Origin of the sequence: Stutzerimonas xanthomarina DSM 18231 (assembly GCF_900129835.1) — a bacterium.
GTDB lineage: Bacteria > Pseudomonadota > Gammaproteobacteria > Pseudomonadales > Pseudomonadaceae > Stutzerimonas > Stutzerimonas xanthomarina.
The window spans coordinates 13,313-37,727 of sequence record NZ_FQXA01000001.1; the positions used below are offsets into that span (position 1 = coordinate 13,313).

The 24,415-nt window shown below is 59.8% G+C and carries 24 protein-coding genes; 19 read left to right on the forward strand and 5 right to left on the reverse strand.

Features of this window, described 5'->3' with window-relative positions:
• The first annotated feature begins 5 nt into the window (after positions 1–5).
• Together BUE09_RS00070 and BUE09_RS00075 are read left to right on the forward strand one after the other, a co-directional pair.
• Positions 6–278: a TfoX/Sxy family protein gene (locus BUE09_RS00070; protein ID WP_073298701.1), complete on the forward strand. Its 273-nt coding sequence runs from the start codon at positions 6–8 to the stop codon at positions 276–278.
• A 105-nt stretch (positions 279–383) separates the two neighbouring features.
• Positions 384–1,181 carry a Crp/Fnr family transcriptional regulator gene (locus BUE09_RS00075; protein ID WP_073298702.1) on the forward strand — a complete coding sequence of 266 codons (798 nt, stop codon included), beginning with the start codon at positions 384–386 and terminating at the stop codon, positions 1,179–1,181.
• A 237-nt stretch (positions 1,182–1,418) separates the two neighbouring features.
• Here BUE09_RS00075 and BUE09_RS00080 read toward each other — a convergent pair whose 3' ends face one another.
• From BUE09_RS00080 to BUE09_RS00090, 3 genes are read right to left on the reverse strand one after another with little or no spacing between them, the layout of a single operon-like run.
• Complete coding sequence (locus BUE09_RS00080; RefSeq protein WP_073298703.1) at positions 1,419–2,303, reverse strand: ChaN family lipoprotein; 885 nt, start codon at positions 2,301–2,303, stop codon at positions 1,419–1,421.
• Positions 2,304–2,313: 10 nt separating this feature from the next.
• Positions 2,314–3,081 (reverse strand): heme ABC transporter ATP-binding protein, encoded by a 768-nt coding sequence (locus BUE09_RS00085; RefSeq protein WP_073298704.1) that lies wholly within the window; start codon positions 3,079–3,081, stop codon positions 2,314–2,316.
• The gene (locus tag BUE09_RS00090) at positions 3,081–4,118 is read right to left on the reverse strand and encodes a FecCD family ABC transporter permease (protein ID WP_073298705.1); all 1,038 of its coding nucleotides are present in this window, start codon (positions 4,116–4,118) and stop codon (positions 3,081–3,083) included. The genes BUE09_RS00085 and BUE09_RS00090 overlap by 1 nt, the downstream gene beginning before the upstream one ends.
• Before the next feature lie 130 nt (positions 4,119–4,248).
• Here BUE09_RS00090 and BUE09_RS00095 point away from each other — a divergent pair, with 130 nt between their 5' ends.
• From BUE09_RS00095 to BUE09_RS00160, 14 genes are all read left to right on the forward strand, one after another.
• A complete protein-coding gene (locus BUE09_RS00095; RefSeq protein WP_073298706.1) occupies positions 4,249–4,572 on the forward strand; it encodes a Rieske (2Fe-2S) protein in 324 nt (107 codons plus the stop codon).
• Between the two features lie 71 nt (positions 4,573–4,643).
• Complete coding sequence (locus BUE09_RS00100; protein WP_073298707.1) at positions 4,644–6,425, forward strand: protein-disulfide reductase DsbD; 1,782 nt, start codon at positions 4,644–4,646, stop codon at positions 6,423–6,425.
• 152 nt (positions 6,426–6,577) lie between these two features.
• Positions 6,578–7,021 carry a type II 3-dehydroquinate dehydratase gene (gene aroQ, locus BUE09_RS00105; protein WP_073298708.1) on the forward strand — a complete coding sequence of 148 codons (444 nt, stop codon included), beginning with the start codon at positions 6,578–6,580 and terminating at the stop codon, positions 7,019–7,021.
• A gap of 79 nt (positions 7,022–7,100) precedes the next feature.
• Positions 7,101–7,556 carry an acetyl-CoA carboxylase biotin carboxyl carrier protein gene (gene accB, locus BUE09_RS00110; protein WP_073298709.1) on the forward strand — a complete coding sequence of 152 codons (456 nt, stop codon included), beginning with the start codon at positions 7,101–7,103 and terminating at the stop codon, positions 7,554–7,556.
• Between the two features lie 17 nt (positions 7,557–7,573).
• On the forward strand, positions 7,574–8,923 hold the full coding sequence (accC, locus tag BUE09_RS00115; RefSeq protein ID WP_073298710.1) for an acetyl-CoA carboxylase biotin carboxylase subunit: 1,350 nt from the start codon (positions 7,574–7,576) through the stop codon (positions 8,921–8,923).
• Positions 8,924–9,065: 142 nt separating this feature from the next.
• The gene (prmA, locus tag BUE09_RS00120; protein WP_073298711.1) at positions 9,066–9,947 is read left to right on the forward strand and encodes a 50S ribosomal protein L11 methyltransferase; all 882 of its coding nucleotides are present in this window, start codon (positions 9,066–9,068) and stop codon (positions 9,945–9,947) included.
• Positions 9,948–10,042: 95 nt separating this feature from the next.
• The gene (locus tag BUE09_RS00125; protein ID WP_073298712.1) at positions 10,043–11,344 is read left to right on the forward strand and encodes a DUF3426 domain-containing protein; all 1,302 of its coding nucleotides are present in this window, start codon (positions 10,043–10,045) and stop codon (positions 11,342–11,344) included.
• 200 nt (positions 11,345–11,544) lie between these two features.
• Entirely contained in the window at positions 11,545–12,558 is a 1,014-nt protein-coding gene (dusB, locus tag BUE09_RS00130) for a tRNA dihydrouridine synthase DusB (protein WP_073298713.1), read from the forward strand.
• Positions 12,555–12,875, forward strand: coding sequence for a DNA-binding transcriptional regulator Fis (gene fis / locus BUE09_RS00135; protein ID WP_073298714.1), 321 nt, complete (start codon positions 12,555–12,557; stop codon positions 12,873–12,875). Before dusB ends, fis begins: the two co-directional genes overlap by 4 nt.
• 83 nt (positions 12,876–12,958) lie before the next feature.
• Positions 12,959–14,563 carry a bifunctional phosphoribosylaminoimidazolecarboxamide formyltransferase/IMP cyclohydrolase gene (gene purH, locus BUE09_RS00140; protein ID WP_073298715.1) on the forward strand — a complete coding sequence of 535 codons (1,605 nt, stop codon included), beginning with the start codon at positions 12,959–12,961 and terminating at the stop codon, positions 14,561–14,563.
• A 109-nt stretch (positions 14,564–14,672) separates the two neighbouring features.
• Entirely contained in the window at positions 14,673–15,962 is a 1,290-nt protein-coding gene (purD, locus tag BUE09_RS00145; protein ID WP_073298716.1) for a phosphoribosylamine--glycine ligase, read from the forward strand.
• 115 nt (positions 15,963–16,077) lie between these two features.
• Positions 16,078–18,867 carry a hybrid sensor histidine kinase/response regulator gene (locus BUE09_RS00150; protein WP_073298717.1) on the forward strand — a complete coding sequence of 930 codons (2,790 nt, stop codon included), beginning with the start codon at positions 16,078–16,080 and terminating at the stop codon, positions 18,865–18,867.
• A 172-nt stretch (positions 18,868–19,039) separates the two neighbouring features.
• Positions 19,040–19,990 (forward strand): lysylphosphatidylglycerol synthase transmembrane domain-containing protein, encoded by a 951-nt coding sequence (locus BUE09_RS00155; protein WP_073298718.1) that lies wholly within the window; start codon positions 19,040–19,042, stop codon positions 19,988–19,990.
• An 88-nt stretch (positions 19,991–20,078) separates the two neighbouring features.
• Positions 20,079–20,825, forward strand: coding sequence for a VC0807 family protein (locus BUE09_RS00160; RefSeq protein WP_073298719.1), 747 nt, complete (start codon positions 20,079–20,081; stop codon positions 20,823–20,825).
• A 9-nt stretch (positions 20,826–20,834) separates the two neighbouring features.
• Here BUE09_RS00160 and BUE09_RS00165 read toward each other — a convergent pair whose 3' ends face one another.
• Both BUE09_RS00165 and rfbD read right to left on the reverse strand, forming a co-directional pair.
• Complete coding sequence (locus BUE09_RS00165; protein WP_073298720.1) at positions 20,835–21,734, reverse strand: AEC family transporter; 900 nt, start codon at positions 21,732–21,734, stop codon at positions 20,835–20,837.
• A 134-nt stretch (positions 21,735–21,868) separates the two neighbouring features.
• The gene (rfbD, locus tag BUE09_RS00170) at positions 21,869–22,792 is read right to left on the reverse strand and encodes a dTDP-4-dehydrorhamnose reductase (protein ID WP_073298721.1); all 924 of its coding nucleotides are present in this window, start codon (positions 22,790–22,792) and stop codon (positions 21,869–21,871) included.
• A gap of 375 nt (positions 22,793–23,167) precedes the next feature.
• On the opposite strand from rfbD, the gene BUE09_RS00175 reads away from it, so the two are divergent.
• The 3 genes from BUE09_RS00175 (at position 23,168) to BUE09_RS00180 (ending at position 24,348) form a co-directional block, all read left to right on the forward strand.
• Positions 23,168–23,566: a Rho termination factor N-terminal domain-containing protein gene (locus BUE09_RS00175; RefSeq protein WP_073298722.1), complete on the forward strand. Its 399-nt coding sequence runs from the start codon at positions 23,168–23,170 to the stop codon at positions 23,564–23,566.
• Positions 23,567–23,577: 11 nt separating this feature from the next.
• Complete coding sequence (locus BUE09_RS20730) at positions 23,578–23,709, forward strand: hypothetical protein (protein ID WP_254980778.1); 132 nt, start codon at positions 23,578–23,580, stop codon at positions 23,707–23,709.
• Positions 23,710–23,814: 105 nt separating this feature from the next.
• Positions 23,815–24,348: a ferritin-like domain-containing protein gene (locus BUE09_RS00180; RefSeq protein WP_073299450.1), complete on the forward strand. Its 534-nt coding sequence runs from the start codon at positions 23,815–23,817 to the stop codon at positions 24,346–24,348.
• The last annotated feature ends 67 nt before the right edge of the window (positions 24,349–24,415 follow it).

The following is a 24,415-nucleotide window of genomic DNA, read 5'->3' on the forward strand; positions in this document are numbered from 1 at the left end:
CATTCATGCACGACGAACTGTTGACCTTGAGAAATCTCGGCAAGACATCCGCGCAGTGGCTGCACGCTTCGGGCATCCATACGGCCGATGACCTGCGCCGACTCGGTGCGGTCAATGCCTACCAGGCGGTCAAGTCACGCGGATTCAGCGCATCAAGAGTACTCCTCTACGCCATTGAAGGCGCGTTGCGTGACGTCAGCTGGAAGGAACTGCCAGACACCTTGAAAACTGAGCTGAACCAGCACCTGGCCCGGAGCGATTACCGAGACAAGAGCTAGCTCACAATGCCCGCTAGACAAGATTTACTCTCGCCCAACGCGGCCTTATCGTGAGCACGCGCTTCGCTCCACCTCTGTGAGCCCGCTCGTCCAAGGATTGCTGACATGTATCTACTCGGGGAACAACCGGCCTATGCCGATCAACTGATCAACCGTTTGCAGGGGATCCCCGCGCAGCTACTTGAAGGCCTCGCCCCGTCGAGTTCCAGCATTGAGCTCAAGAGTTCCGATGATCTGATGCAAGACCTACCCGAGCAGCAACTGTTCATCATCGAGAGTGGCCTGCTGCATGCACTGGTCGACGAACGACCGCTGTTCTACATGCAGGAAGGCGACCTGCTTGGACTGCGCCAAGGAATTGAATTGCCGCTTTGCCGTTATCGCAGCGAAGAATCGATTCGCCTGGTCCCCTATTCGCGCAGCGAAGTTTTTCGCCACATTCATACGGATCAGCGGCGGCAGGAACTCTATACCCAGTACCTGATTGGGCAGACGACGCTGTTATCGGATGCACTGGCGCGCCTGAAGCAACCGGAGATACACCCTACGACCGGCTTCCAGCATTTTACTGCGGGTGCAGAATTGATTCACCAGGGCGACGATGCGGACAATGTGTTCATCATCATCGAAGGCCACGCCGAGGCGTTTGTAGACGGGCAGAAGGTTGGCGACGTGCAGCGTGACGAAATTTTCGGCGCGATGGCAGTATTCACTCAAGAGAAACGCAGCGCGACCGTCATCGCCACGGTCGCCTGCACCGTCATGCTTATCCCCAAGGATCAGTTTCTCGGTTTGATGCAGAGCAACCCCAAGATTGCTCACAGCCTCATCGAAAGCATGGCCAGACGCATCGATCTGCTGAACAAAGAGGTCACACAGCTGCGCATGCCCCTCACCGCCTAGCGATTCGCGCCCCAATACTGAAACCGTGAAATATATTTACGTTCCCCTGTTGACTGGCGAATGAGAATTGTTATTATTAGCACCACTGGCCGCGAGGCCAGTCGATAGGTTGAAAGGACGGGCAGCCGGCCTTTCAGGTTATCTCCTCATCAGGCTAATCACGGTTTTGACCCGGCTCTTGCCGGGTCTTTTTTTGCCTGCACAAAAGCCGGTTAGCTTCTTCAGGCACTATTGACGCTACTCCATCGGCTTGCGAAGCCCCGCGCAATGATCCTGCTGCGGCTGGGCCGGCGTGAACCAGACGAAATCGGCCTGATCGGCGCTTACCGCGTCATTCACTTCCGCAAGTATCAGTACACGCGTCAAGGCTTTGCCGTTCTGAGTTGGCAGATGCAAGGGCACGCCGAGATCCCGCCGAACATGAAAAGCACCCGCCAATAGCAGTGCCGGCTTCGGCGCTGCGCCCAACTGGTCAGCCATTCGCCTATCGCGCTGCTGCTGAACCGCCAGCATGGCCGGCAGCTGCGTCTCTGGCAGCATGTCGCAATGGGATATTCGAATTTGCTCGAGCAAGGCTCGCTGCACTCGCCTGTCAGCCGGAGCACCGGCCAGCGTGGGTATATGACGATAGACTCGCATTATTTCCGGGCGGTCGAGATTGGCCGACATCACAGGATAGGGTTGAGCCAGTGCATGCTTGAGCAACGGCGCGTACTGACTCCACTCCCAGCCTTTTTGCCAGTCCAGCGCAGCGGCCAGATCAGTTGGCCACTGCCCGGACTCAATTGATGCCTGCACCTGAACCACATTGTCCTGCTGATCTGGATTCAGCACCTCCAGCAACAGGCTGCCCTGCGCTCGGCGCTGCGCCAAAGCCTGGAGAAGCCAAAGCTGGAGTGCATGATGGTCCGGGTTGTCATGCCGCTCTCCAACCAAGACCTGATCGGCCTCGACCAAGTTATCGACCAACTGCTTTGGCGAGATCTGCACGCCGCTTCGCAGATCTACAATCTGCCCCAGATCGCGATGGCCGCGACCCTCCGGGCTTTGCCAGGTCGGCAAGTGCGGCTGCGATTGACAGGCGGTGAGCAGAATCATGACCAGAGGCAACAGCAATCGCATACGGGAATCCTCAGCGGGCAATAATGAGCGGATGGCCTCTCTCCGGGTGTCGCTGGATCAACACGTCGAGGCCGAAAACCGATTTCAGTGGTTCGGCCTGCAACACCTGTTCGGGCGTGCCGGCCAAACGCACACACCCGTCCGCCAGCAGCAATAGACGATCACAGTAGCGTGCCGCGAGGTTCAGATCATGCAGGATAACCAGTACCGCGCCGCCCAGTTCGGCGAACTGCCGGATCGCGTACAAGATGCTGTGTTGATGCAGCGGATCGAGCATCCCCGTAGGTTCGTCGAGTAACAAGACCTGCCCGGTACGCCCAGGCCACAGCTGCGCCAATACCCGAGCGAGATGCACGCGCTGCTGTTCGCCTCCGGACAGTGACAAGTAACTGCGCTGGGCCAGATGTTGCGCATCTGCAGCGTGTAATGCAGCCGAGACGATCACCCGATCGGCTTCGAGACCGCTGTCATGAGGCAGGCGCCCCAAACCAACCACTTCGTCGACGCGAAAGCCAAAACTCAAGCTTGAGCTCTGTGGCAACACCGCCAGGCAGCGTGCGCGCTCCGGACCACTCCAGTCGTGCAGCGGTTTCTGCTGCAACAGCAACTCACCAGCGCGGATGGGTAGCTCACCGCTCATCGCGCCAAGCAAGGTGCTTTTACCGGCTCCGTTCGGCCCTAGCACGCCTAAAACCTCGCCCGGCACCAGCTTGACGTCGACACCGGTGAGGATGTCGGAAGTGCCTCGCCGAACGGAGCCCTTTAGAAGACTGAGCATCAGTGAGGCCGCCGCAATAACAGATAAAGGAAGAAAGGTGCGCCCAGCAGCGCCGTGACGATCCCGATCGGCAGCTCTGCAGGCGCCAGCATAAGCCGGGCAAGAAGATCAGCAAGCAACAACAGGCTGCCCCCAGCCAACGCCGACGCTGGCAATAGCAAACGGTGGTCGGGACCAACCAGCAGACGCACCAGATGTGGAACCACCAAACCAACGAACCCAATCATGCCCGCTGCAGCTACCGCTGCACCGACACTGAGCGCTGTGCAAAACACCAGTTCGCGCTTGAGCCGCTCGACATCAAAGCCCAAGTGACGCGCTTCCGATTCACCCAGCAACAGCGCATTTAGCGCACGGGCCCGGCGAGGCAACCAGAATGTCACCGCCAATGTCACCAGCAATAGCGGCCAGAGCCGTGCGTAGCTCGCGCCATTGAGGCTGCCCAGATTCCAGAAGGTCAAGCTACGCAACGCACCGTCGTCCGCCACGTAGGTGAAGAGCCCAATTACCGCGCCCGCCAAAGCAGTCAGCGCAATGCCGGCGAGCAGCATCGTGGCGACATGAGTGCGGCCGTCCCGACGACCGAGGCGATAAACCATCCAGGTGACAGCCAAGCCGCCGAGAAACGCGCTGATCGAGAGGAGATAGGGTTCCAGTAGCGGAGAAATTCCGCTGACCAGCTCACCACCGACGATGGTAGCGGCGGCGCCGAGTGCGGCCCCACTGGAAACACCGACCAGCCCCGGATCAGCCAACGGATTGCGAAACAACCCCTGCATGGCAACGCCGGACAAGGCCAGCATCGCCCCCACACTCAACCCGAGCAAGGCACGCGGTAGGCGTATCTGCCCGAGGATCAGCACAGCCTGGTCGGCGCGCTCGCCTCCAGCCGATAAGCCAAGCAGCTGCAGCATGGCTTTAAAAATGTCGACCAGCGGTAGATGGACTGGCCCAAGCGCCAGCGACAGCCAGAAGGCGATCAGCCACACGAGGCCCAGCGAAATAAACAGCGGGCGCGCGGATAGCACTGGGCTCATCAAAAGTTTCGCCAGTTAGAGTTCGAGCAGAAGGATAAAAGCCAGCCACTGGCTCCGCCAGCGCTATCCGCTGTTGTCGACCCGACAACAGCGGATTGGGCGATAATCTGGCCGAAATTAAGGAGGCCGGATGATTCGATTGTGTGAAGCCACCGACGTGATGGAAGGACAGAGCAAGGGTTTCGAACGAGAAGGGCAGCGCCTGCTGGCAATACGCAAGGATGGCACGCTGTACATCTATATGAACCGCTGCCCCCATCGAGGGATCCCGCTGGAGTGGCTGCCAGACCAGTTTCTCGACAGCAGCGGCAGTCTCATCCAATGCGCAACCCACGGCGCGCTGTTTCTTATCGATAGCGGTGAGTGCGTCGCTGGCCCCTGCGAAGGGCAAGCGCTGCAAGCTCTGCAATGGATCGAGCAAGACGGCACCATCTGGTTACAGAACGTGCGCTAGTGCGACGTTGCGTACGAGCGGCGATTGGCCGCGTTGGGTATCATGCGGCCACTGCTTCCTGTGAGATGACCATGCGCCGTTTGCTGAGTCTGCTGATCCTTTTGTTCGCCCTCCCCGCTGCCGCAGGCCTGTTTGATAGCCGCCCCAGCTCGACGCTTGGAGGGCTGAACAACAGCGCGGACTTCCTGCCGGTACGGGAGGCATTTCGCCTGAATCTGGTCGACTCCTCGCCAGAACAGGTCAAGCTGCGTTTCGTCGCAGCGGAGGGCTATTACCTCTACCGGCACCAGTTCAAATTCAAGACCAATACGTCCGGGGTCGTCATCGGAGAAACGAAGCTGCCGGCAGGCGAGCAAAAGACCGACGACTATTTCGGCGAGGTCGAAGTCTATTACGGCGTGCTCGACGTCGAGCTTCCGATTCGCAACCCACAGAACCAGCCCTTTACGCTGCAGGTGACTTACCAAGGCTGCGCCGACAAAGGCCTGTGCTATCCGCCGGAAACCGAATCTTTCGATATTGGCGGCACGCCGATAGCGGCATCTGCAGCCACGGATTCAAGCAGCGCGACCGACACCACTACCGGACTCTCCTGGCGCTCAGTGGCATTGTTCTTTCTCGCCGGGCTGGGGCTGACATTCACGCCGTGCGTCTTGCCCATGTTGCCGATTCTTTCCGGGGTTGTTTTGCGCGGGCAGATCGGAGGGATGCGCAGCTTCGGCCTATCACTCGCGTACGTCCTGCCGATGGCCGCCGGCTTCGCTGTGCTGGGTGCACTGATGGGCATGTTCGGCGCCGAACTGAATCTGCAGGCACGCTTGCAGTCGCCCTGGATCCTGGTCCCATTCGCCCTGTTTTTCGTCGCCTTCGCCTTAGCGATGTTCGGATTGTTTGAACTACGCCTGCCGCAAGCAATGGGTTACCGCCTCGAGCGCATCGCTGGCAATGCCAAAGGTGGCTCGTTCATCGGTGCCGCACTGCTCGGCACTGTCTCCAGCTTGCTGGTCTCGCCGTGCGTCTCGGCGCCGCTTGCCGGCGCCTTGCTGTATATCAGTGCGAGCGGTGATGCGCTGGGTGGCGGCCTCAAACTGTTTGCACTTGGCCTGGGAATGGGCACCCCACTAGTTCTGTTCGCAATTGGCGGCGGCGCCCTGCTCCCCAAGAGCGGTCCATGGATGGTCACGGTGCGCAACGTCTTTGGTGTATTGCTCCTGGCAGTTGCCGTGTGGATGCTCGAGCGAGTCTTGCCAGGCCCGCTAGCACTGGCGCTCTGGGGCTTGCTGGCTGCCGGCACCGCACTGTTCCTGGGCACCCTGGAATTCGGCCCCAAAACCTCCCGGCAAAAACTCGCACAGCTGCTGGGCCTGGTGCTGCTGGTGTATGCCCTGGCGGCCTGGGTCGGTGCACTACAGGGAGGCTCTGATCCGCTGCGGCCACTGCCTCGCTCGGCCCCAGTTTCAGCCGGCAGCTTAGCCAGCGAGGCAGAGGTCTGGCACACAATATCTACCCCGGCTGAGCTTGATGCCCAGCTCAACGCAGCACACGCAGCCGGTCAGCCGCTGATGCTCGACTGGTACGCCGATTGGTGCATCAGCTGCAAGGTGATTGAGCGTGAAGTGTTCGCCGCTCCGGAAATCGCCCCCCGTCTGGCAGATTACCGTCTGGTCCGCTTCGACATTACCGACAGCAACCCGGAGCAACGGGCATTGCTCGATCGCTATAAGCTGTTCGGTCCGCCAGCGGTTCTGTTCTTCGATCGCACCGGCAAGGAGCTGACCGACGTAAGGGTCGTCGGCGAAATCGATGCCGGTCAGTTCACGGAACGACTGGACCGCGCCGAAGCCTCTCTCTAGACAGTCCCTGCAGCAATCTCCAGCCATAATGTCGGTATTTACGCCGATCAAGACATGACTGGACAGTCAGCCCTCGCTTCGTGCATAGTTTTTCCCCTCACCGATGGGCGCTCGCTCAGGCACCCGTTTGGACAGAACAACAAGGAATACTCATGGCGACGTTTCTGGTCCTCCACGGCCCGAATCTGAATATGCTCGGCACCCGCGAACCCGGCGTCTATGGCGCCACGACGCTGGCGCAGATCAACCAAGATCTGGAGCAGCGAGCCCGCAATGCCGGACACCACCTGTTACACCTGCAGTCCAATGCCGAGTACGAGCTGATCGAGCGCATCCATGCCGCACGCAGCGAAGGCGTGGATTTCATCCTGATCAATCCCGCCGCCTTCACGCACACCAGCGTTGCGCTACGTGACGCGCTGCTGGCGGTGAGCATCCCATTCATCGAAGTGCACCTGTCAAACGTGCACAAGCGTGAACCTTTCCGCCATCACTCCTACTTCTCGGATGTCGCGGTAGGGGTGATCTGCGGTCTTGGCGCCAGCGGCTACCGCCTGGCATTGGAGGCCGCCCTGGAACAACTCGCTGCTTCCTGACAGGACCGCGCGCAACACGCGCCGGCCTTGAAGAAGCGAGCAGCAATGCCCTTTGAACTTACCTGGGAGTCACTGCTTCATGGATATTCGCAAAGTCAAGAAACTGATCGAGCTGCTGGAAGAGTCCGGTATCGACGAACTGGAAATTCACGAAGGCGAAGAGTCCGTTCGCATCAGCCGTCATAGCAAGCAAGCAGCCATGCAACAGCCTTATTACGCTCCGGCACCGATGCCAGCGCCCGCAGCCGCTCCGGCCGCCGCACCCGTCGCCGATGCCGCGCCGGCACAGCCAAAGCTCAATGGCACCGTAGTCCGTTCGCCGATGGTCGGCACTTTCTACCGCGCCTCCTCGCCGGAGTCGGCAAGCTTCGTTGAAGTCGGCCAGAGCGTTAAGAAAGGCGACATCCTCTGCATCGTCGAAGCCATGAAGATGATGAACCACATTGAGGCCGAAACCAGCGGCACCATCGAATCCATCCTGGTGGAGAATGGTCAGCCGGTCGAATACGACCAGCCGCTGTTCACCATCGTTTGAACCGCGGAGAGCCAGCGATGTTGGAAAAAGTACTAATCGCCAACCGCGGTGAAATCGCCCTGCGGATTTTGCGAGCCTGCAAAGAGCTGGGGATCAAGACCGTCGCGGTTCACTCCACCGCCGATAAGGAGCTGATGCACCTAGCCCTGGCCGACGAGTCCGTGTGCATCGGCCCGGCCCTCGCGACCAGTTCCTACCTGCACATCCCGTCGATCATTGCCGCGGCGGAAGTGACCGGCGCCACCGCAATCCATCCCGGCTATGGTTTTCTCGCAGAAAACGCAGACTTTGCCGAGCAAGTGGAAAAATCCGGTTTTGCCTTTGTCGGCCCGAAAGCCGACACCATTCGCCTGATGGGCGACAAGGTCTCGGCCAAGGAGGCAATGATCAAAGCCGGCGTACCGGTGGTTCCCGGCTCCGACGGCCCACTGCCGGAAGATGAGAACGAAGCTCTGCGTATCGCCCGTGAGGTCGGCTATCCGGTCATCATCAAAGCGGCGGGGGGCGGCGGGGGTCGTGGTATGCGCGTGGTCCATCACGAAGAAGACCTGATCAAGTCAGCCAAGCTGACCCGCACCGAAGCGGGCGCGGCGTTCGGCAATCCGATGGTCTATCTCGAGAAGTTCCTGGGCAATCCGCGCCACGTAGAAGTTCAGGTGCTGTCCGATGGGCAGGGCAACGCCGTGCATCTGGGCGACCGCGACTGTTCGCTTCAACGCCGCCATCAGAAGGTGCTGGAAGAAGCACCGGCTCCGTATATCGACGAGAAAGCCCGCGCCGAAGTATTCAAGCGCTGCACCGATGCCTGCGTCGAGATCGGCTACCGGGGCGCCGGCACTTTCGAGTTCCTATACGAAGACGGCCGCTTCTACTTCATCGAGATGAACACCCGCGTTCAGGTCGAGCATCCAGTAACCGAGATGGTGACTGGCGTCGACATCGTCAAGGAAATGCTCAGCATTGCGGCAGGTAACAAGCTGTCGATCAAGCAGGAAGACGTGGTCATTCGCGGCCATTCACTGGAATGCCGGATCAACGCCGAAGACCCCTCGAACTTCCTGCCGAGCCCAGGCAAGGTCAAGCACTTCCATGCGCCTGGCGGCAACGGTGTCCGGGTCGACTCGCACCTGTACAGCGGCTATTCGGTACCACCGAATTACGATTCGCTGATCGGCAAGCTGATCACCTACGGCGCCACTCGTGAAGAAGCCATGGCACGCATGCGCAACGCCCTGGATGAAATCGTTGTCGACGGCATCAAGACCAACATCCCACTGCACCGGGATCTGGTTCGTGATGACGGCTTCCGCAAAGGCGGCGTGAACATCCATTACCTGGAGAAGAAGCTGGGAATGGACAAGCACTGATCCAGTGCGGACATCAGCAAGGGCTGCCAACCGGCAGCCCTTGTCGTTTCTGGTATCAGCAGGATGGATGCCAATCACAGGCTCCAGTAAGATTCCGACTTTTCCGACCGGCTATACCGGTCGTTCGCTCCGAGAGGCCCCAATGCCCTGGCTACAACTCCGTCTTGCGATTTCCCCCGAACAGGCAGAAACCCTCGAAGACGCGCTTCTGGGCGTCGGTGCAGTGTCGGTAACCTTCATGGACGCAGAAGACCAGCCGATATTCGAACCAGACCTCAATACCACACCGCTGTGGTCGCACACCCACCTGCTGGCATTGTTCGAAGGCGATACGGATGAAAGCAATCTCATGGCCCACCTGCAGTTACTAACGGGCGGAGAATTACCTGAATACCAACTCGAGCGCATCGAAGACCAGGATTGGGAACGCAGCTGGATGGACAATTTCCACCCGATGCGTTTCGGCAGCCGTCTATGGATAGTACCGAGCTGGCACGCTGCACCAGAACCGGGAGCAGTAAACCTGTTGCTCGACCCCGGGCTGGCCTTTGGCACCGGCACTCACCCAACCACGGCGCTTTGCCTGGAGTGGCTTGACGCCCAGCCATTGAAAGATCTGGAAGTACTCGATTTTGGCTGCGGCTCGGGCATTCTGGCTATTGCTGCCCTGCTCCTGGGCGCGAAGCAAGCAGTCGGAACCGATATCGACGTGCAGGCCCTTGAAGCATCACGCGACAATGCCGGGCGCAACGGCATCGACCCGGCACGCTTCCCGCTGTATCTGCCCGAGCAGCTACCCGAGGGTCAGGCTGACGTGGTGGTCGCCAACATTCTTGCCGGCCCGCTGGTGGCATTGGCGCCGCGTATCATCGAAAGGGTCAAGCCCGGCGGCCGTCTCGCCCTGTCGGGAATATTGGCCGAACAGGCAGAAGAGGTACGCACCGCCTATGCCAACCAGTTCGACCTTGACCCAACGGCGGACAAAGACGGCTGGGTGCGAATTACCGGCATTCGTCGGCTCTGAATAAAGTTTCAGATCCAGCCATCAACTCGCCGTCCTCCGCTGCTGCTCATTAACGTGCATACGCTAGACTAGGGCCATTTACGCCGGACCAACGCATGACCAGCTTCGTCACCCAATGCCCCCATTGCCAGACCAGCTTCCGCGTCAGCCGTGCCCAGCTCGCCGCTGCTCAGGGTGTGGTGCGGTGTGGCGCCTGCATGGAGCTGTTCAATGCCGCCCGTTACCTGCAAGACGCAGACACTACAGGCACCAGGGAAACGGGGCCGGATGCCACGAGCTTCTCCACTGGCGTGCCCGCCGTCAGCCAAGTGCCAAGCGAGCGGGCACAACCAGCCAAATCGGCCGATCGAGACGAGACACTATGGATCCATGACGATCTGGATCTCGATAGCCTGGACCTCGACGAAGAGCTGGCGAAGCTTGAGCGGCAGGAGCTGGAACTGTCCCGCGAGTTTCTCGAACTGGAGCCGCAACCCGGTGAGCAACAGCATTACGCCCACTCCGATCTTACGAGTGACAACGACGAAGCGTGGGCAGAGCAGCTGCTGAGCGCGGAGTCAACGCCTCAGGCCAACAACGAACCAACCGAGGCGAAACCAGAACACACGGGCGAAGCCACTGTCGACGCCGCGGATATTCGCCTCACCCCGGTGAGTGTCGAGCATCCCGCCCCGCCGAGCCCACTCGCGGCGCCTGATCCGGTGATCCAACAGGTCAACCCAACGGAGCGCGCCGAACCGGTAGTCGATCTGCCCTTTGATTCGGGCGAGAACAGTGCTCGCACAACGCTGACAGGCCGAGACAGGTTCGGCACCGAGCGCGAATCGACGCAGTCAACGCGCCAAGACCGTGAGGAACGGTTATTCGAACTGGACGATGAACCGTTGCAGCTCGCTTGGCAGGCGCGCCGTCGGCCCTGGGGCCGCTGGTTGGGCTGGGGTTTGTTGAACCTGATCGCCCTGCTTGGATTGGCGACCCAATACGTGATCTATAACTTCGATGAGCTCGCGCGACAGGATGAGTACCGCCCATGGCTGGAGAAAGTCTGCCCTGCGGTGGGCTGCAAGCTACCCCCTAGAGTCGACATCAGCCAGATCAAGAGCAGCAATCTCGTAGTGCGCAGCCATCCGGATTTCGCAGGGGCACTGGTAGTCGACGCGATCATCTACAACCGCGCGCCCTTCGCCCAACCGTTCCCGTTGCTGGAAGTGCGTTTCGCTGACATCCAGGGCCAGACACTGGCGCAGCGGACGTTCAAGCCTGGCGAATACCTTTCCGGAGAACTCGCAGGACAGCGGGAAATGCCGTCGCAGATTCCTATCCACATCGCCCTGGATATCCTCGACCCTGGCATTACGGCGGTGAATTACAGCCTCGCCTTTCGCTCACCCGACTGATACCCGCTGCTGCACCTGAGACGATGAGCGGCGTTGCCGCGCCCCGTTTCAGGGCAGCCTGCTACGGTTGGTTATAAGGCCGGAGCTGTTCAGATTTTGTTCAAAACAGCCTTTAACCCGTCACCCGTAGCGGGTATTATGCACACCCTTTTTTGCTGTCCCGATCGACCTAACAAGCAGGCTCCAAGCAGGGAATCTTCATGTCAGCGGTACGCATCGGCCCCTATATCCTTTCGAATCGATTGATCCTCGCGCCCATGGCTGGCGTGACCGATCAGCCGTTCCGCCAGTTATGTCGACGCCTGGGCGCTGGCATGGTGGTGTCGGAGATGGTGACCAGTGATGTGCGCCTGTGGAACAGCCGCAAATCGCGCCTGCGCTTGCTGCACGAAGGGGATCCAGAGCCACGCTCTGTGCAAATCGCCGGTGGCGATCCACAAATGCTGGCCGAAGCGGCTGCTCGCAATGTCGAGCTCGGCGCGCAGATCATTGATATCAACATGGGTTGCCCAGCCAAGAAAGTTTGCAACAAGGCCGCCGGCTCGGCGCTGATGAAGGATGAAAAACTGGTATCGGAGATACTCGAGGCTGTGGTCGGCGCGGTTGATGTGCCGGTGACGCTGAAGATCCGAACCGGCTGGGACAGACAGAACAAGAACGGGCTCTCGGTGGCGAGAATCGCCGAACAGTCAGGAATCGCTGCACTGGCCGTGCACGGTCGTACCCGTGCCGACCTTTACACAGGTGACGCGGAATACGAGACCGTTGCTGCGATCAAGCAGGCCGTTTCGATACCTGTGTTTGCTAATGGGGACATCGATACACCAGAAAAAGCCCGCCAAGTACTCGACAAGACCGGAGCGGACGGACTGCTCATCGGTCGTGCCGCCCAGGGCAAGCCGTGGATATTTCGCGAGATCAACCACTACCTCGCCACAGGCGAGTTGATGGCGCCGCCGACGCTGGTCGAAGTCGAGGACATTCTGCTGCAGCACCTCGAGGCGCTGCATGCGTTCTATGGCGATGTGATGGGTGTACGTATCGCCCGCAAGCACGTCAGCTGGTATCTGGCAACACTACCCGGCGCGCAGGAATACCGCGGCCGGTTCAACGGTTTGGAAGACAGGGATGCGCAATGCGCCAGCGTTCGGAGATTTTTCGCCGAGCGCCGTACAGGCCCTGTTTCGGGGGAAGGAAAAGGGGTGGCTGCATGACGCTGTTGAACGAAACCTTGTTAACTGGAACAACATCCGTGAGCGACAACGTGAACCTCAAGCAACACCTCAACACGCCAAGCGAAGCAGGCCAGACCTTGCGAGGCAGTGTAGAGAACGCGTTGCACAACTATTTCGCCCGTCTGGAAGGCGCAGACGTTACCGACGTTTACAACCTGGTGCTCTCCGAAGTGGAGGCTCCACTGTTGGAAACCGTAATGAACTACGTTAAAGGCAACCAGACCAAGGCCTCGGAGCTGTTGGGTCTGAACCGCGGCACCCTGCGCAAGAAACTCAAGCAGTACGACCTTCTCTGAACAGCGGCGCGCTCCGATGGAACGGTGCAAGCCGTCTCCCAAGGGCTTGTCCGCTCGCAGCCTGTAGCTCCTAGGAAATGTCTATGACCGATCAAAGCACCCGCCTTCCCGTCCGCCGCGCGCTGATCAGCGTGTCCGACAAGACCGGCGTCATTGAATTCGCACGCGAGCTCGTCGCTCTAGGCGTCGAAATTCTCTCAACCGGTGGCACCTTCAAACTATTGCGCGAAAACCAAATCGCCGCGATCGAAGTCGCCGACTACACCGGTTTTCCCGAAATGATGGACGGTCGGGTCAAGACCCTGCACCCGAAGATACACGGCGGCATTCTCGGCCGGCGTGACCTGGACGACGAGGTCATGGTCGAGCAAGGCATCAACCCGATTGACCTGGTTGCAGTCAACCTTTATCCGTTCGCTGCCACCGTCGCCAAGCCTGGCTGCACGCTGCCGGACGCGATTGAGAATATCGACATCGGCGGCCCGACCATGGTCCGCAGCGCGGCGAAGAACCACAAGGACGTTGCCATTATCGTCAATGCCGATGACTACGCCAGCGTCATCGAGAACCTAAAGACCGGCGGCCTGACCTATGCACAGCGCTTCGATCTGGCGCTTAAAGCCTTCGAGCACACAGCCTCCTACGACGGCATGATCGCCAACTACCTGGGCACGGTTGATCAGAGCGCTGAAACCCTTTCCACTGAAGGCCGCAGTCTGCTGCCGCGCACCTTCACCACCCAGTTCGTCAAGGCGCAGGACATGCGCTACGGCGAGAACCCGCACCAGATCGCGGCGTTCTACGTCGAAACCGCCGACGAAGCCTGCGTTGCCACTGCCCGCCAACTGCAAGGCAAGGAATTGTCGTTCAACAACGTTGCCGATACCGACGCCGCACTTGAGTGCGTAAAGAGCTTCGTCAAGCCAGCCTGCGTTATCGTCAAGCACGCCAACCCCTGCGGCGTCGCCGTGGTTCCGGATGCTGAGGGCGGCATCCGTCAAGCTTATGAACTGGCCTATGCCACCGACAGCGAGTCCGCGTTTGGCGGCATCATTGCCTTCAACCGCGAGCTTGATGGCGAGACCGCGAAAGCCATCGTCGAACGCCAGTTCGTCGAGGTGATCATCGCGCCAAGCATTTCCGCCGAAGCCCGCGAAGCCGTCGCAAGCAAAGCCAATGTTCGGCTGCTCGAATGCGGCCAGTGGCCGGCCGAGCGTGCGCCGGGCTGGGATTTCAAGCGCGTCAACGGCGGGCTCTTGGTTCAGAGCCGCGATATCGGAATGATCAGCGAAGCCGACCTCAAGGTCGTCACCCAGCGCGCCCCATCCGAGCAGGAAATCCACGACCTGATCTTTGCCTGGAAGGTGGCCAAGTTCGTCAAATCCAACGCCATCGTCTATGCCAAGAACCGGCAGACCGTCGGGGTCGGCGCCGGTCAGATGAGCCGGGTCAATTCCGCACGTATCGCCGCGATCAAGGCCGAGCATGCCGGCCTGCCGGTGCCCGGCGCAGTGATGGCCAGCGATGCGTTTTTCCCGTTTCGTGATGGCATCGATAATGCCGCCAAAGTGGGCATTACTGCAGTGATCCAGCCAGGTGGCTCGATGCGCGACGCCGAAGTAATTGCCGCAGCCGATGAAGCCGGCATCGCCATGGTATTCACCGGCATGCGCCATTTCAGGCACTAACAGCGAGCCGCAAGCCGCAAGCCGCAAGCCGCAAGCAAGAGCAGGTACCCGCCCGCTTCACTTGCGGCTTGAAGCCTGAAGCTTGCAGCTCTCTCCGAAGGAGAGACAAATGAACGTTTTAATCATCGGCAGCGGCGGCCGCGAGCACGCCCTGGCCTGGAAGGTCGCGCAGGACCCGCGCATCAAGAAAGTCTTTGTCGCGCCCGGCAATGCCGGCACGGCAACTGAAGCCAAATGTGAAAATGTCGCTATCGATGTACTGGCCATCGAGCAATTGGCGGACTTCGCCGAGCAGAACGTGCAGCTGACGATCGTCGGCCCCGAGGCGCCGCTGGTCAAAGGTGTAGTCGACCTGTTCCGCTCGCGCGGACTCGACTGCTTCGGCCCGACCGCTGCTGCAGCACAACTGGAAGGCTCCAAGGCGTTCACCAAAGACTTCCTGGCTCGCCACAAGATCCCTACCGCCGACTACCAGAACTTCACTGAAGTCGAACCGGCTCTCGCCTATTTGCGAGAAAAGGGCGCGCCGATCGTGATCAAGGCCGACGGTCTGGCAGCTGGCAAGGGTGTGATCGTCGCCATGACCCTGGCCGAAGCGGAAGAGGCCGTGCGCGACATGCTCTCCGGCAACGCATTCGGTGATGCGGGCGCACGAGTGGTGATTGAGGAATTTCTCGACGGCGAGGAAGCCAGCTTTATCGTCATGGTCGATGGCGCCAATGTGTTGCCGATGGCGACCAGCCAGGACCACAAGCGCGTCGGCGATGGCGACACCGGCCCGAATACGGGGGGCATGGGCGCCTATTCCCCAGCGCCCGTGGTGACGGCCGACGTCCACCAACGCGTGATGGACGAAGTGATCTGGCCGACAGTGAAGGGCATGGCTGCCGAGGGCAACGTCTATACCGGCTTCCTCTACGCCGGTTTGATGATCGACCACAACGGTGCGCCCAAAGTCATCGAGTTCAATTGCCGCTTCGGCGACCCGGAAACCCAGCCGATCATGTTGCGCCTGCAGTCCAGTCTGGTACTGCTTGTGGAAGCAGCCCTGGCCAAAGCGCTGGACAAGATCGAAGCACAGTGGGACCCACGGCCGAGCCTCGGCGTGGTAATGGCTGCGGGAGGCTATCCGGGGGATTATGGCAAAGGCGCCACGATCCACGGCCTGGACGCTGCTGCCCAACTGCAGGGCAAGGTTTTCCATGCCGGTACCCTGTTGGTCGACGGAGCGGTAACCACCGCAGGCGGTCGCGTCCTCTGCGCTACGGCGCTTGGTGAAACGGTCTCTGCGGCGCAGCAAAATGCTTATGCACTGGCGGCCCGAATCGACTGGAATGAACATTTCTACCGCCATGACATCGGCTATCGGGCAATTGCACGCGAGCAGGGCGAAAGCTGAGCGCGAGAATTGCGGTAATGTGCGCGGCGGCAACTCTTATAGGTCGTTGCGCGCGTTACTGAGCGACCGTGCGGTGGTTATAATCCACCGCCACACACATGAAGGGACTTCAATCGTGCGTCGACTCCGGGTCGCCATTGCTTTTACCTTCAGTCTGTTGCTGACTGCATGGCCTGCATTGGGCGCCGTTACAGAGCCCGCTCCCGTTCCTGTATCCGCAGACGCCATAGCAGCGACAGAGTCCAACTGGCGATTGCTCGTCGACCAATCCGGCTTGCTCACGCTTGATGAGGTTATCGCCCAGCGCAGCCTGTTCCAGCGCATCGACAAACATGCCTATGCCGCTCCAGCGAGTGAGAATGCCATCTGGCTGCAGGTGAACCTACCCGCGTTCGCCGATCCGAACTGGTTGTGGATCTTCGCGCCACGCGTGCAGTACCTCGATTTTTACCTGCTGCGTGACGGGCGGCTGGAACGTCATATCGAAACTGGTGAGCTCAGACCGCTCGAGTCGCGCCCCCTGCCCACCCGCGCCTATCTGTTTACTCTACCCAGTGACGATACGCCTCGCGAGGCTTACATCCGCCTGCAATCATCCCACCCGATCATGGCGTGGTTCAGCACCGTTGATGAGGTAGGGCTGGTTGGGCTGGCGCGCCCGGCTTACCTGTTCGGCGCATTGTTTGGTGCCTTGGCACTACTGACCATCTACAACCTGCTGCGTTTCGCCTACACCTTGAGCTACAGCCATGTGTGGCTTGCCTTGCTGCACGGCTCCCTTCTCACTGGTGCGATCACGAATCTGGGCCTGCTTGCGGTTTGGTCGCCCAAGCTGATCTATAGCCAACCGCTGATTGCCGATATGGCCGCGTTGCTGACCTGTATTTCCTTGCTGGCCTTCACCTACGGTTTCTTCCATAACCGCAAGATACCCTGGGTGACCGGGGTGCTTGCGCTGGAAACAGGTGTGGTGAGCGCGGTCGCAGCGACCATCTTGTTCACCGGCCACCTCTGGTTTAGCTGGTTGATATACGCGCTGGTGCTAGGCACTGCCGTCAGCGTTACCGTCGTGGCTATTCATCATTGGCGGCAGCGCTACGAACCGGCCCGATTGCTGGTTGCTGGCATGCTGTTGTTCGATGGCGGCTTCATCCTGGTGCTGCCCGTTCTGTTGGGCTTCAATCAATTCGATCCGGATTGGCTGACCGGCATCATGTTCAGCGTAGCCACCTGTTCCGGGTTGATCCTCAGCTTTGCACTACTCGAGCGGCAGCGACAGATTCAGTCAGACAGCCGCAACCAACATACAGCCGAAGCCGTTAATAGCGCCGAACTTCGAACCAAAGCGGATTTCCTGGCGAAGATCAGTCACGAGATTCGCACTCCAATGAACGGTGTGCTGGGCATGAGTGAGCTGCTGCTCAGCACCTCGCTGTCGGCGAAACAGCGTGATTACGTCCAGACGATTCATAGCTCCGGCAACGAGTTGCTCAACTTGATCAACGAGATTCTGGACATTTCCAAACTGGAGTCCGGGCAGATCGAGCTGGACGACGTGCAGTTCGATCTCAACGCGCTCATCGAAGATTGCCTCAGTATTTTCCGCGCCAAGGCCGAACAGCAACGGGTCGAGCTGATCAGCTTTGTTCAACCCCAGATGCCGTACGTGGTTGCTGGCGACCCGACTCGCTTGCGCCAGGCACTGTTGAATCTGCTCGAGAATGCCTTCAAGCAAACCGAAGAAGGCGAGGTGCTACTGACCGCAACGGTGGATGATCGCGAGGGACAGCCCCGGCTGCGCATCACCGTTCAGGACAGCGGTCGTCCGCTGGAGACGCAGGAGCGCGATGCCCTGCTCAACGCTGCGCTGGATAGCCGCGACTTTCTCGCCGCGACCCGCCTTGGTGGTCGCCTCGGCTTGATCATCGCGCGCCAGCTGATCCACCTGATGAATGGCGAGTTCGGCATTCAGACGGGCGGCATTGCTGGCAACACGTTGTGGATGAGTCTGCCACTGTCCGCCGAAATCGCCGAGCCCGCATGCAATCTCGACAATCAGCTCAAAGGTGCACGGCTGCTGGTGGTGGATGATAACGATACCTGCCGGAAAGTGCTCGGCCAGCAGTGCAGCAGCTGGGGCATGGACGTCAGCGCGGTAGCCTCAGGCAAAGAGGCGCTGGCGCTGCTGCGCACCAAGGCGCACTTGCGCGACTATTTCGACGTGGTATTGCTCGATCAGGACATGCCCGGTATGACGGGCATGCAGCTGGCGAGCAGAATCAAGGAAGACTTCAGCCTCAATCACGACATCTTGTTGATCATGCTGACCGGCATGAGCAGTGCGCCGAGCAAGATCATCGCACGCAACGCCGGCATCAAACGCATCCTGGCCAAACCCGTTGCCGGTTATACGCTGAAAACCACCCTGGCGGACGAGCTTGCCCGCCGCACCAGCGCGATTGCGCAGACGTCAGCGATGCAACCCAACGCACCGCTGTCAGTGCCGGACGATTTCCGCATTCTGGTTGCCGAGGACAACAGCATATCCACCAAGGTCATCCGCGGCATGCTGAGCAAGCTCAACCTTAAACCGGATACGGCCAGCAATGGGGCGGAGGCGCTCACACTGATCAAGGCGCACCCCTACGACCTGGTGCTGATGGACTGTGAGATGCCGGTGATGGACGGCTTCGAGGCCACTGCACAGCTGCGTGCGTGGGAAGCGTCCGAGGCCCGCCGGCGGACGCCGGTGGTCGCCCTGACTGCGCATATTCTGAGCGAGCACCGCGAGCGAGCCCGCGAAGCCGGGATGGACGGCCACATGGCCAAACCAGTCGAAATGTCGCAGTTGCGCGAGCTGATCGAACACTGGGTCCGGATTCGAGCAGCCGCGGCGGATTACTAACCTCTGGTCATGCCTGCCGCGTTGATGGGCATACCTGCCTTTTAGCCCGACACTGAACAAAACGCCCGGTCCGCTGCCGATAAAAGACCGGCCGAATTATTCCGCGACGAAACATTACTCAGTGTCCGAACCTTCGCGTCGAGGCATAAGCCGTCGCCAAGGAGCCCACGCAATGATGAAGAGGAGCGATGTCGCCTGGACCCTTGTGGGCATCATGGCGGTAGTGCTGTCTGGCTACATGCTCTATCAGGAAATCCGCAATCTTTCACTCGCCGAACTTACCGACAGCCTCGACGCAATCAGCAAACCCAGTTGGGTTATGGCCGGGTTGGCAACGCTGGGCGCCTACTTTGCGTTAGCCTGGTACGACCGCATCGCCGTCTCGCACCTTGGCAAGCACATCTCCTGGTGGTTCATCACGCTCTGCTCCTTCACGACCTATGCCCTCGCTCATAACGTTGGCGCGTCGGTGTTTTCCGGCGCGGTGGTGCGGTACCGCGCGTATCGCAGCAAAGGACTGACGCCACACGAAATTGGCGTAGTGATCGTGTTCTGCTCATTGACCTTTCTTCTTGGCACGCTGTTAGCCGGCGGCCTGGTGTTGATCTTCAGGCCGGATTTGCTCAACCGGCTCGTCGATGCCGAGCCATGGTTGTCGAGAGCGATAGGCGCATCGCTGCTGGGTGTGATCGGGCTTTATGTGATCGGCGCCTGGCGACACTTCCCGCCCATGCATATCGGCAAATGGCACATCACCTATCCGCGCCTACCTATCGTCGGGAAACAACTGGTTGCCGCGCCTCTGGAGCTCGCCTGCGCCGCGGCGATCATCTATTTTGCGTTGCCCAAGGCGGATAATCCGGGCTATCTGGTCGTGCTCGGCGTATTCCTTGCTTCGTTTTCACTGGCGTTGCTGTCACATGCACCCGGCGGACTGGGCGTGCTGGAGGTGACCTTCCTCGCCGCGATGCCGGAACTACCCACCGCTGACGTGCTGGCCGCCCTGATCGTATTCCGAGGGTTCTACCTGCTACTGCCGCTTGCCTTGGCAATCCTGGTGGTCGCGCTGTTTGAAGCGGGGCAGTGGTCGCAGCGACGACGCACCGGCTCAAGCAGCCGCTGAACGGGTCACGAAACGACACCATTGCCCTATGGCCACACGCGCTTGACCGCGCGATCATTCGCCCTCTTACGAGACGAAGTCGAATCACATGATCAATACCCGTACCAACCGCCCCGGTTCTGATCAACCGGCTGCACATAAACCGCGCCCTCTAATGGACTTGGCCATCAGTATCGTCATTCCATCGCTGATCCTGATGAAGCTCAGCGGGGATGATCGCCTTGGGGCAGATGGCGCATTGCTGCTGGCGCTGGCCTTTCCGCTGGGCTGGGGGCTGTTCGAACTGGCGAAATATCGCAAGTTCAATTGGATCGCACTGCTGGGCCTGATAAGCGTGCTGCTAACCGGAGGTATCGGTCTGCTGCAGCTCGACCCGCAATGGCTGGCGATCAAAGAGGCTGCAATTCCGGGCGTCATTGGCATCGCCGTGCTGGCCTCCACTCGCACACGCTTTCCGTTGATCCGCACCCTGCTGTACAACCCTAAGGTGCTAAACGTCGACAAGGTTCATGAACAACTTGAGCGCAACGGGCAAACCGCCCATTTCGAAACGCGACTGCTGCGGGCCACCTATTTCCTCAGCGCCACCTTCTTTTTTTCGTCGTTCATGAATTACGTACTAGCCAAATGGATCGTCAACAGTCCCGCCGGGAGCGAAGCGTTCAACGCCGAACTCGGCCGCATGACGTTGCTCAGCTACCCGATGATCGCGATCCCGAGCATGGTGATGATGATGGCAATCTTCTACTACCTCTGGAAGACCATCCACGGCCTGACCGGGTTGCGTCTGGAAGACATCATCGCCAACCATGCGCACACCGATAAGCAAACCTGACAAACGCCCTCAGGACGACAGCAGCAGCATCCACAGCGGCAAGCTGATCACTGCCAGCAGCGTCGACAGAAACACCGTCGAGCTGACGACGCGAGTGTCTTCCGGAGTGACTGCGAATGCCAGCACGTTGACACCGCTCGGGCAAGCGGCCAACAACACCAGCACACTCCGGGCCTCGTGACTGAGGCCCGGCAACCATCCGCCGGCATACCAGACCAGCAACGGAAACAGACCCAACTTCACCAGCGCCAGACCCAGCGCCGTAGCGCTGGGTCGCAGCCGATAACGTGACAGGCTGATGCCCAACACCATCAGCGCACAAGGCAATGCAGCCTGGGCGAGCCAGTCGGCAACACGCCAGATCGGCACAGGCAGTTCCCAGCCGGATACGTTCAACAAAGCGCCAAGCAAGAGACCGACGATCAGCGGGTTGGCCAGATTCTTCAGCAGCCCGGTGGCACTGACCTTCTGCCCTGAGCCGAACGCGTTATAGGAGCTCTGTAGCGAAAACAGGATCAGGCTGTGAAATACCAGAATGGCAAACACGTATACCAGACTCTCCGACCCGAGCAAGGTGGTCACCAGAGGGATACCGACCAGCACATTGTTTGAGTACGCCGCCGTCAAGCCTAGAGGTGAAGCTCGGCCGAGCCAGCGGTGAGCCACTAGCGCAACCAGTGCGAAAACGGTGAGCACCGGCCCAAAGTAGGCCAGCAACAGCGTCGGCGACATCCCGTCACTCAGCTGGGCGCGAGCGATACCGGTGAACAGGACCGCCGGCATGAAGAGCTTGAAAGTGATGTTGGCGAGCCCGGCTGCCGCTTCCCCCGCCAGCCATTTACGCCAGCCCAGCAGGTAGCCGAGCATGATCAAGCCAAAGATCGGTAATATCGCCTGAAACACCACCACGCGGCTTCTCCAGCAAACGTTGCGACCTCATGCCGCCCCGCAAAAGACCGCGCAGAATACCCGAGTCTCGCGTCAGATCACCAGATCAAGCCCAGGCGCATACATGCCTGAGTCGGTATGACTGCTTTGGCTGCTTAAGCCTGGGAATGCTGCGCAGCGCCAGCTGCGACTGCTGCAGCCCTGGCCAGGGAGTCGAGAACGATGGAAAGGTCGTCATGCCAGTCTCTGGTGTCGATACCGAACGTGGTCTCGAACTTCGAGCAATCAAACACCGACCAGGCCGGCCGGCGCGCGGGGGTGGGGTACTGAGCGGTACTGATAGGCGATACTTTCGGACGAGCAGCAAGCATGCCCTTGGCTTCTGCTTGACGGAAGACTTCTACGGCGAAGTCGAACCAGGTACACGGGGATCGTCCACTGTAGTGATAGAGCCCCCACTCCAATACGCCGTTCTGGGCATAACGCTGCGCCAGCTCCAGCAACGCATCGGCAATGCTGCCCGCCTGCGTGGGGCAGCCGAACTGATCGGCAACCACTGATAGCGCGTCACGCTGACCGCCAAGGCGCAGCATGGTCTTTACGAAGTTGTGGCCATGCGCCCCATAAACCCAGCTGGTACGCAAAATAAGATGCTTGTCCAGCACAGCCTGGATGGCCGCTTCGCCAGCCAACTTGCTTGCACCATAAACACCCGTTGGTGCAACTTCATCGACCTCCTTGTAAGGCGCCTGGGCATTACCGGAGAACACGTAATCGGTGGAGATGTGCAATAGCGGAATGGAGGCTTGACGAGCCGCTTGCGCCAGCCGTTCAGCGCCATCACAGTTCACGCTGTACGCCTGTTCGCTGTGCGTCTCGGCGTTGTCGACATGCGTGTAAGCGGCCGCATTGATGATAAGCCCCGGCTTGAGTCGGCCGACGACCTCGGCCACCTGCCCCGCGTCGGTGATATCAAGATGGTCGCGAGTCATGCCGAGCGCTTCGAGACCGTACCCGCCGGCACGGTTCATCAACTCGTGGCCGACCTGGCCACCGGCTCCGCATACTAGGATTCGCATCTGGTTAGCGCCTCGTTCAAGGCCCGCCGTAAACGGAAGGCATGGATTTGTAACAGACTCGATACACACATCACGCTGTAACTACCGAGATAGCGCAGCCCGCGCTTGGTTCAGGCCAGCATAAATGGGTTTTGTTCCGCCCGATTGGGGCATAGTAGAAATTATTGTGTGTGTGTGCAGACCTGACACGTCGCTTTGCGAGCGAAAAGAATGAATCATTCTGCCCTCAGGGGCCGATTGCACGAGCCGGCAATGCTAACACGAGTGAAACTCAAGACCCGTTGTGCGGATCAAACAGGATAAGCGTCGTGGCCAATCTCGCCCAGACGTCACCCCAACTAGGCTCGCATCGTCAAATCACCAGAGGACGCCGTCATGCCCAGAGGTGAGAAATCCAAATACACCGATAAACAACAACGTAAAGCCGAACATATCGAAGACAGCTACGAAGAGCGCGGCGTACCAGCTAAAGAGGCGGAAGCACGCGCGTGGGCCACCGTCAACAAGCAATCCGGCGGCGGTGAACGCAAGGGTGGCTCGGGGCAAGAGAAGAGCGAGACAGCCAAGCGAGCCGACCGCAAGGATTCAGCACATCGAGCGGCTGAGGCTCGCTCCGGCAAGTCACCCAACAAGGGTTCAGCACGTAACGACCGATCAGGCAGTACCTCACTCAGCGACCTCACCCGCGACGAACTGATGCACAAAGCGCAGGAGCGTGACGTGCGGGGTCGTTCAAAGATGCGCAAGGACGAGCTGATAAAGGCCCTCAGTTGATGGAGCACAGTATGCAAGAACCCGATCCGCGGGACGACGGCACGCCGAGCCCGGTGCCAGAGCCTGAGCGCCGTGAACCCGGCGAACCAGTCCCAATCGAAGAGCCGGGCAAGCCGGAGCGCCCCAGCGACGGACGCGGCTAAACTTTCCGCGCCCTCGCCTATCCCAGCTTATGGCGCAGCGAGACGCCGACAGGCGCGACAGCCATGGCGGCGCAATACCGCACGCCACAAATGGAGGAAGCCGTGATGAGTTATGTGCAATTGAGTGACAAACAGACTTTGCGCGAGCGCGCGCGCCAGCATGTAGAAAATGGCGCGGTGACTGAAAGCTATTCGGCTGATCGCGATATGGTGATCAACCTGCTCAACGAGGCGCTGGCGACCGAACTGGTCTGCTACCTGCGCTACAAGCGCCACTACTATATGGCCACAGGCCTGAAATCTAGCGTCGCGGCCGACGAGTTTCTTGAGCACGCGAACGAAGAACAGGAACACGCCGACCGTTTGGCGGAGCGTATCGTGCAGCTTGGCGGCGCCCCGGATTTCAACCCCGACAGCCTAACCGAACGCGCTCACGCGCAATATGCGGAGGGAAACGGGCTGCGTGACATGGTGTTCGAAAATCTGGTGGCCGAACGTATCGCTATCGACAGCTACCGGGAGATTGTCCAGTACATCGGGGACAAAGACCCGACCACTCGGCGCATCTTCGAGGACATCCTCGCACAGGAAGAAGAGCATGCCGATGACATGGCCGGCCTGCTGGACGGCATGAACTGACGAACTGGTTCATTCACCGGTCTGTTAATTCGCGAAAAAAAGGCCACCGAAAGGTGGCCTTGAAAGG

Coding starts and splice junctions, on each gene's coding strand:
- purH (WP_073298715.1), top strand. CDS start 12,959: ATGACCGATCAAAGCACCCGCCTTCCCGTCCGCCGCGCGCTGATCAGC.
- BUE09_RS00100 (WP_073298707.1), top strand. CDS start 4,644: ATGCGCCGTTTGCTGAGTCTGCTGATCCTTTTGTTCGCCCTCCCCGCT.
- BUE09_RS00095 (WP_073298706.1), top strand. CDS start 4,249: ATGATTCGATTGTGTGAAGCCACCGACGTGATGGAAGGACAGAGCAAG.
- rfbD (WP_073298721.1), bottom strand. CDS start 22,792: ATGCGAATCCTAGTATGCGGAGCCGGTGGCCAGGTCGGCCACGAGTTG.
- BUE09_RS00090 (WP_073298705.1), bottom strand. CDS start 4,118: ATGAGCCCAGTGCTATCCGCGCGCCCGCTGTTTATTTCGCTGGGCCTC.
- prmA (WP_073298711.1), top strand. CDS start 9,066: ATGCCCTGGCTACAACTCCGTCTTGCGATTTCCCCCGAACAGGCAGAA.
- BUE09_RS00080 (WP_073298703.1), bottom strand. CDS start 2,303: ATGCGATTGCTGTTGCCTCTGGTCATGATTCTGCTCACCGCCTGTCAA.
- accC (WP_073298710.1), top strand. CDS start 7,574: ATGTTGGAAAAAGTACTAATCGCCAACCGCGGTGAAATCGCCCTGCGG.
- accB (WP_073298709.1), top strand. CDS start 7,101: ATGGATATTCGCAAAGTCAAGAAACTGATCGAGCTGCTGGAAGAGTCC.
- fis (WP_073298714.1), top strand. CDS start 12,555: ATGACGCTGTTGAACGAAACCTTGTTAACTGGAACAACATCCGTGAGC.
- BUE09_RS20730 (WP_254980778.1), top strand. CDS start 23,578: ATGCAAGAACCCGATCCGCGGGACGACGGCACGCCGAGCCCGGTGCCA.
- BUE09_RS00160 (WP_073298719.1), top strand. CDS start 20,079: ATGATCAATACCCGTACCAACCGCCCCGGTTCTGATCAACCGGCTGCA.
- purD (WP_073298716.1), top strand. CDS start 14,673: ATGAACGTTTTAATCATCGGCAGCGGCGGCCGCGAGCACGCCCTGGCC.
- BUE09_RS00070 (WP_073298701.1), top strand. CDS start 6: ATGCACGACGAACTGTTGACCTTGAGAAATCTCGGCAAGACATCCGCG.
- BUE09_RS00075 (WP_073298702.1), top strand. CDS start 384: ATGTATCTACTCGGGGAACAACCGGCCTATGCCGATCAACTGATCAAC.
- BUE09_RS00085 (WP_073298704.1), bottom strand. CDS start 3,081: ATGCTCAGTCTTCTAAAGGGCTCCGTTCGGCGAGGCACTTCCGACATC.
- aroQ (WP_073298708.1), top strand. CDS start 6,578: ATGGCGACGTTTCTGGTCCTCCACGGCCCGAATCTGAATATGCTCGGC.
- BUE09_RS00180 (WP_073299450.1), top strand. CDS start 23,815: ATGAGTTATGTGCAATTGAGTGACAAACAGACTTTGCGCGAGCGCGCG.
- BUE09_RS00175 (WP_073298722.1), top strand. CDS start 23,168: ATGCCCAGAGGTGAGAAATCCAAATACACCGATAAACAACAACGTAAA.
- BUE09_RS00155 (WP_073298718.1), top strand. CDS start 19,040: ATGATGAAGAGGAGCGATGTCGCCTGGACCCTTGTGGGCATCATGGCG.
- BUE09_RS00125 (WP_073298712.1), top strand. CDS start 10,043: ATGACCAGCTTCGTCACCCAATGCCCCCATTGCCAGACCAGCTTCCGC.
- dusB (WP_073298713.1), top strand. CDS start 11,545: ATGTCAGCGGTACGCATCGGCCCCTATATCCTTTCGAATCGATTGATC.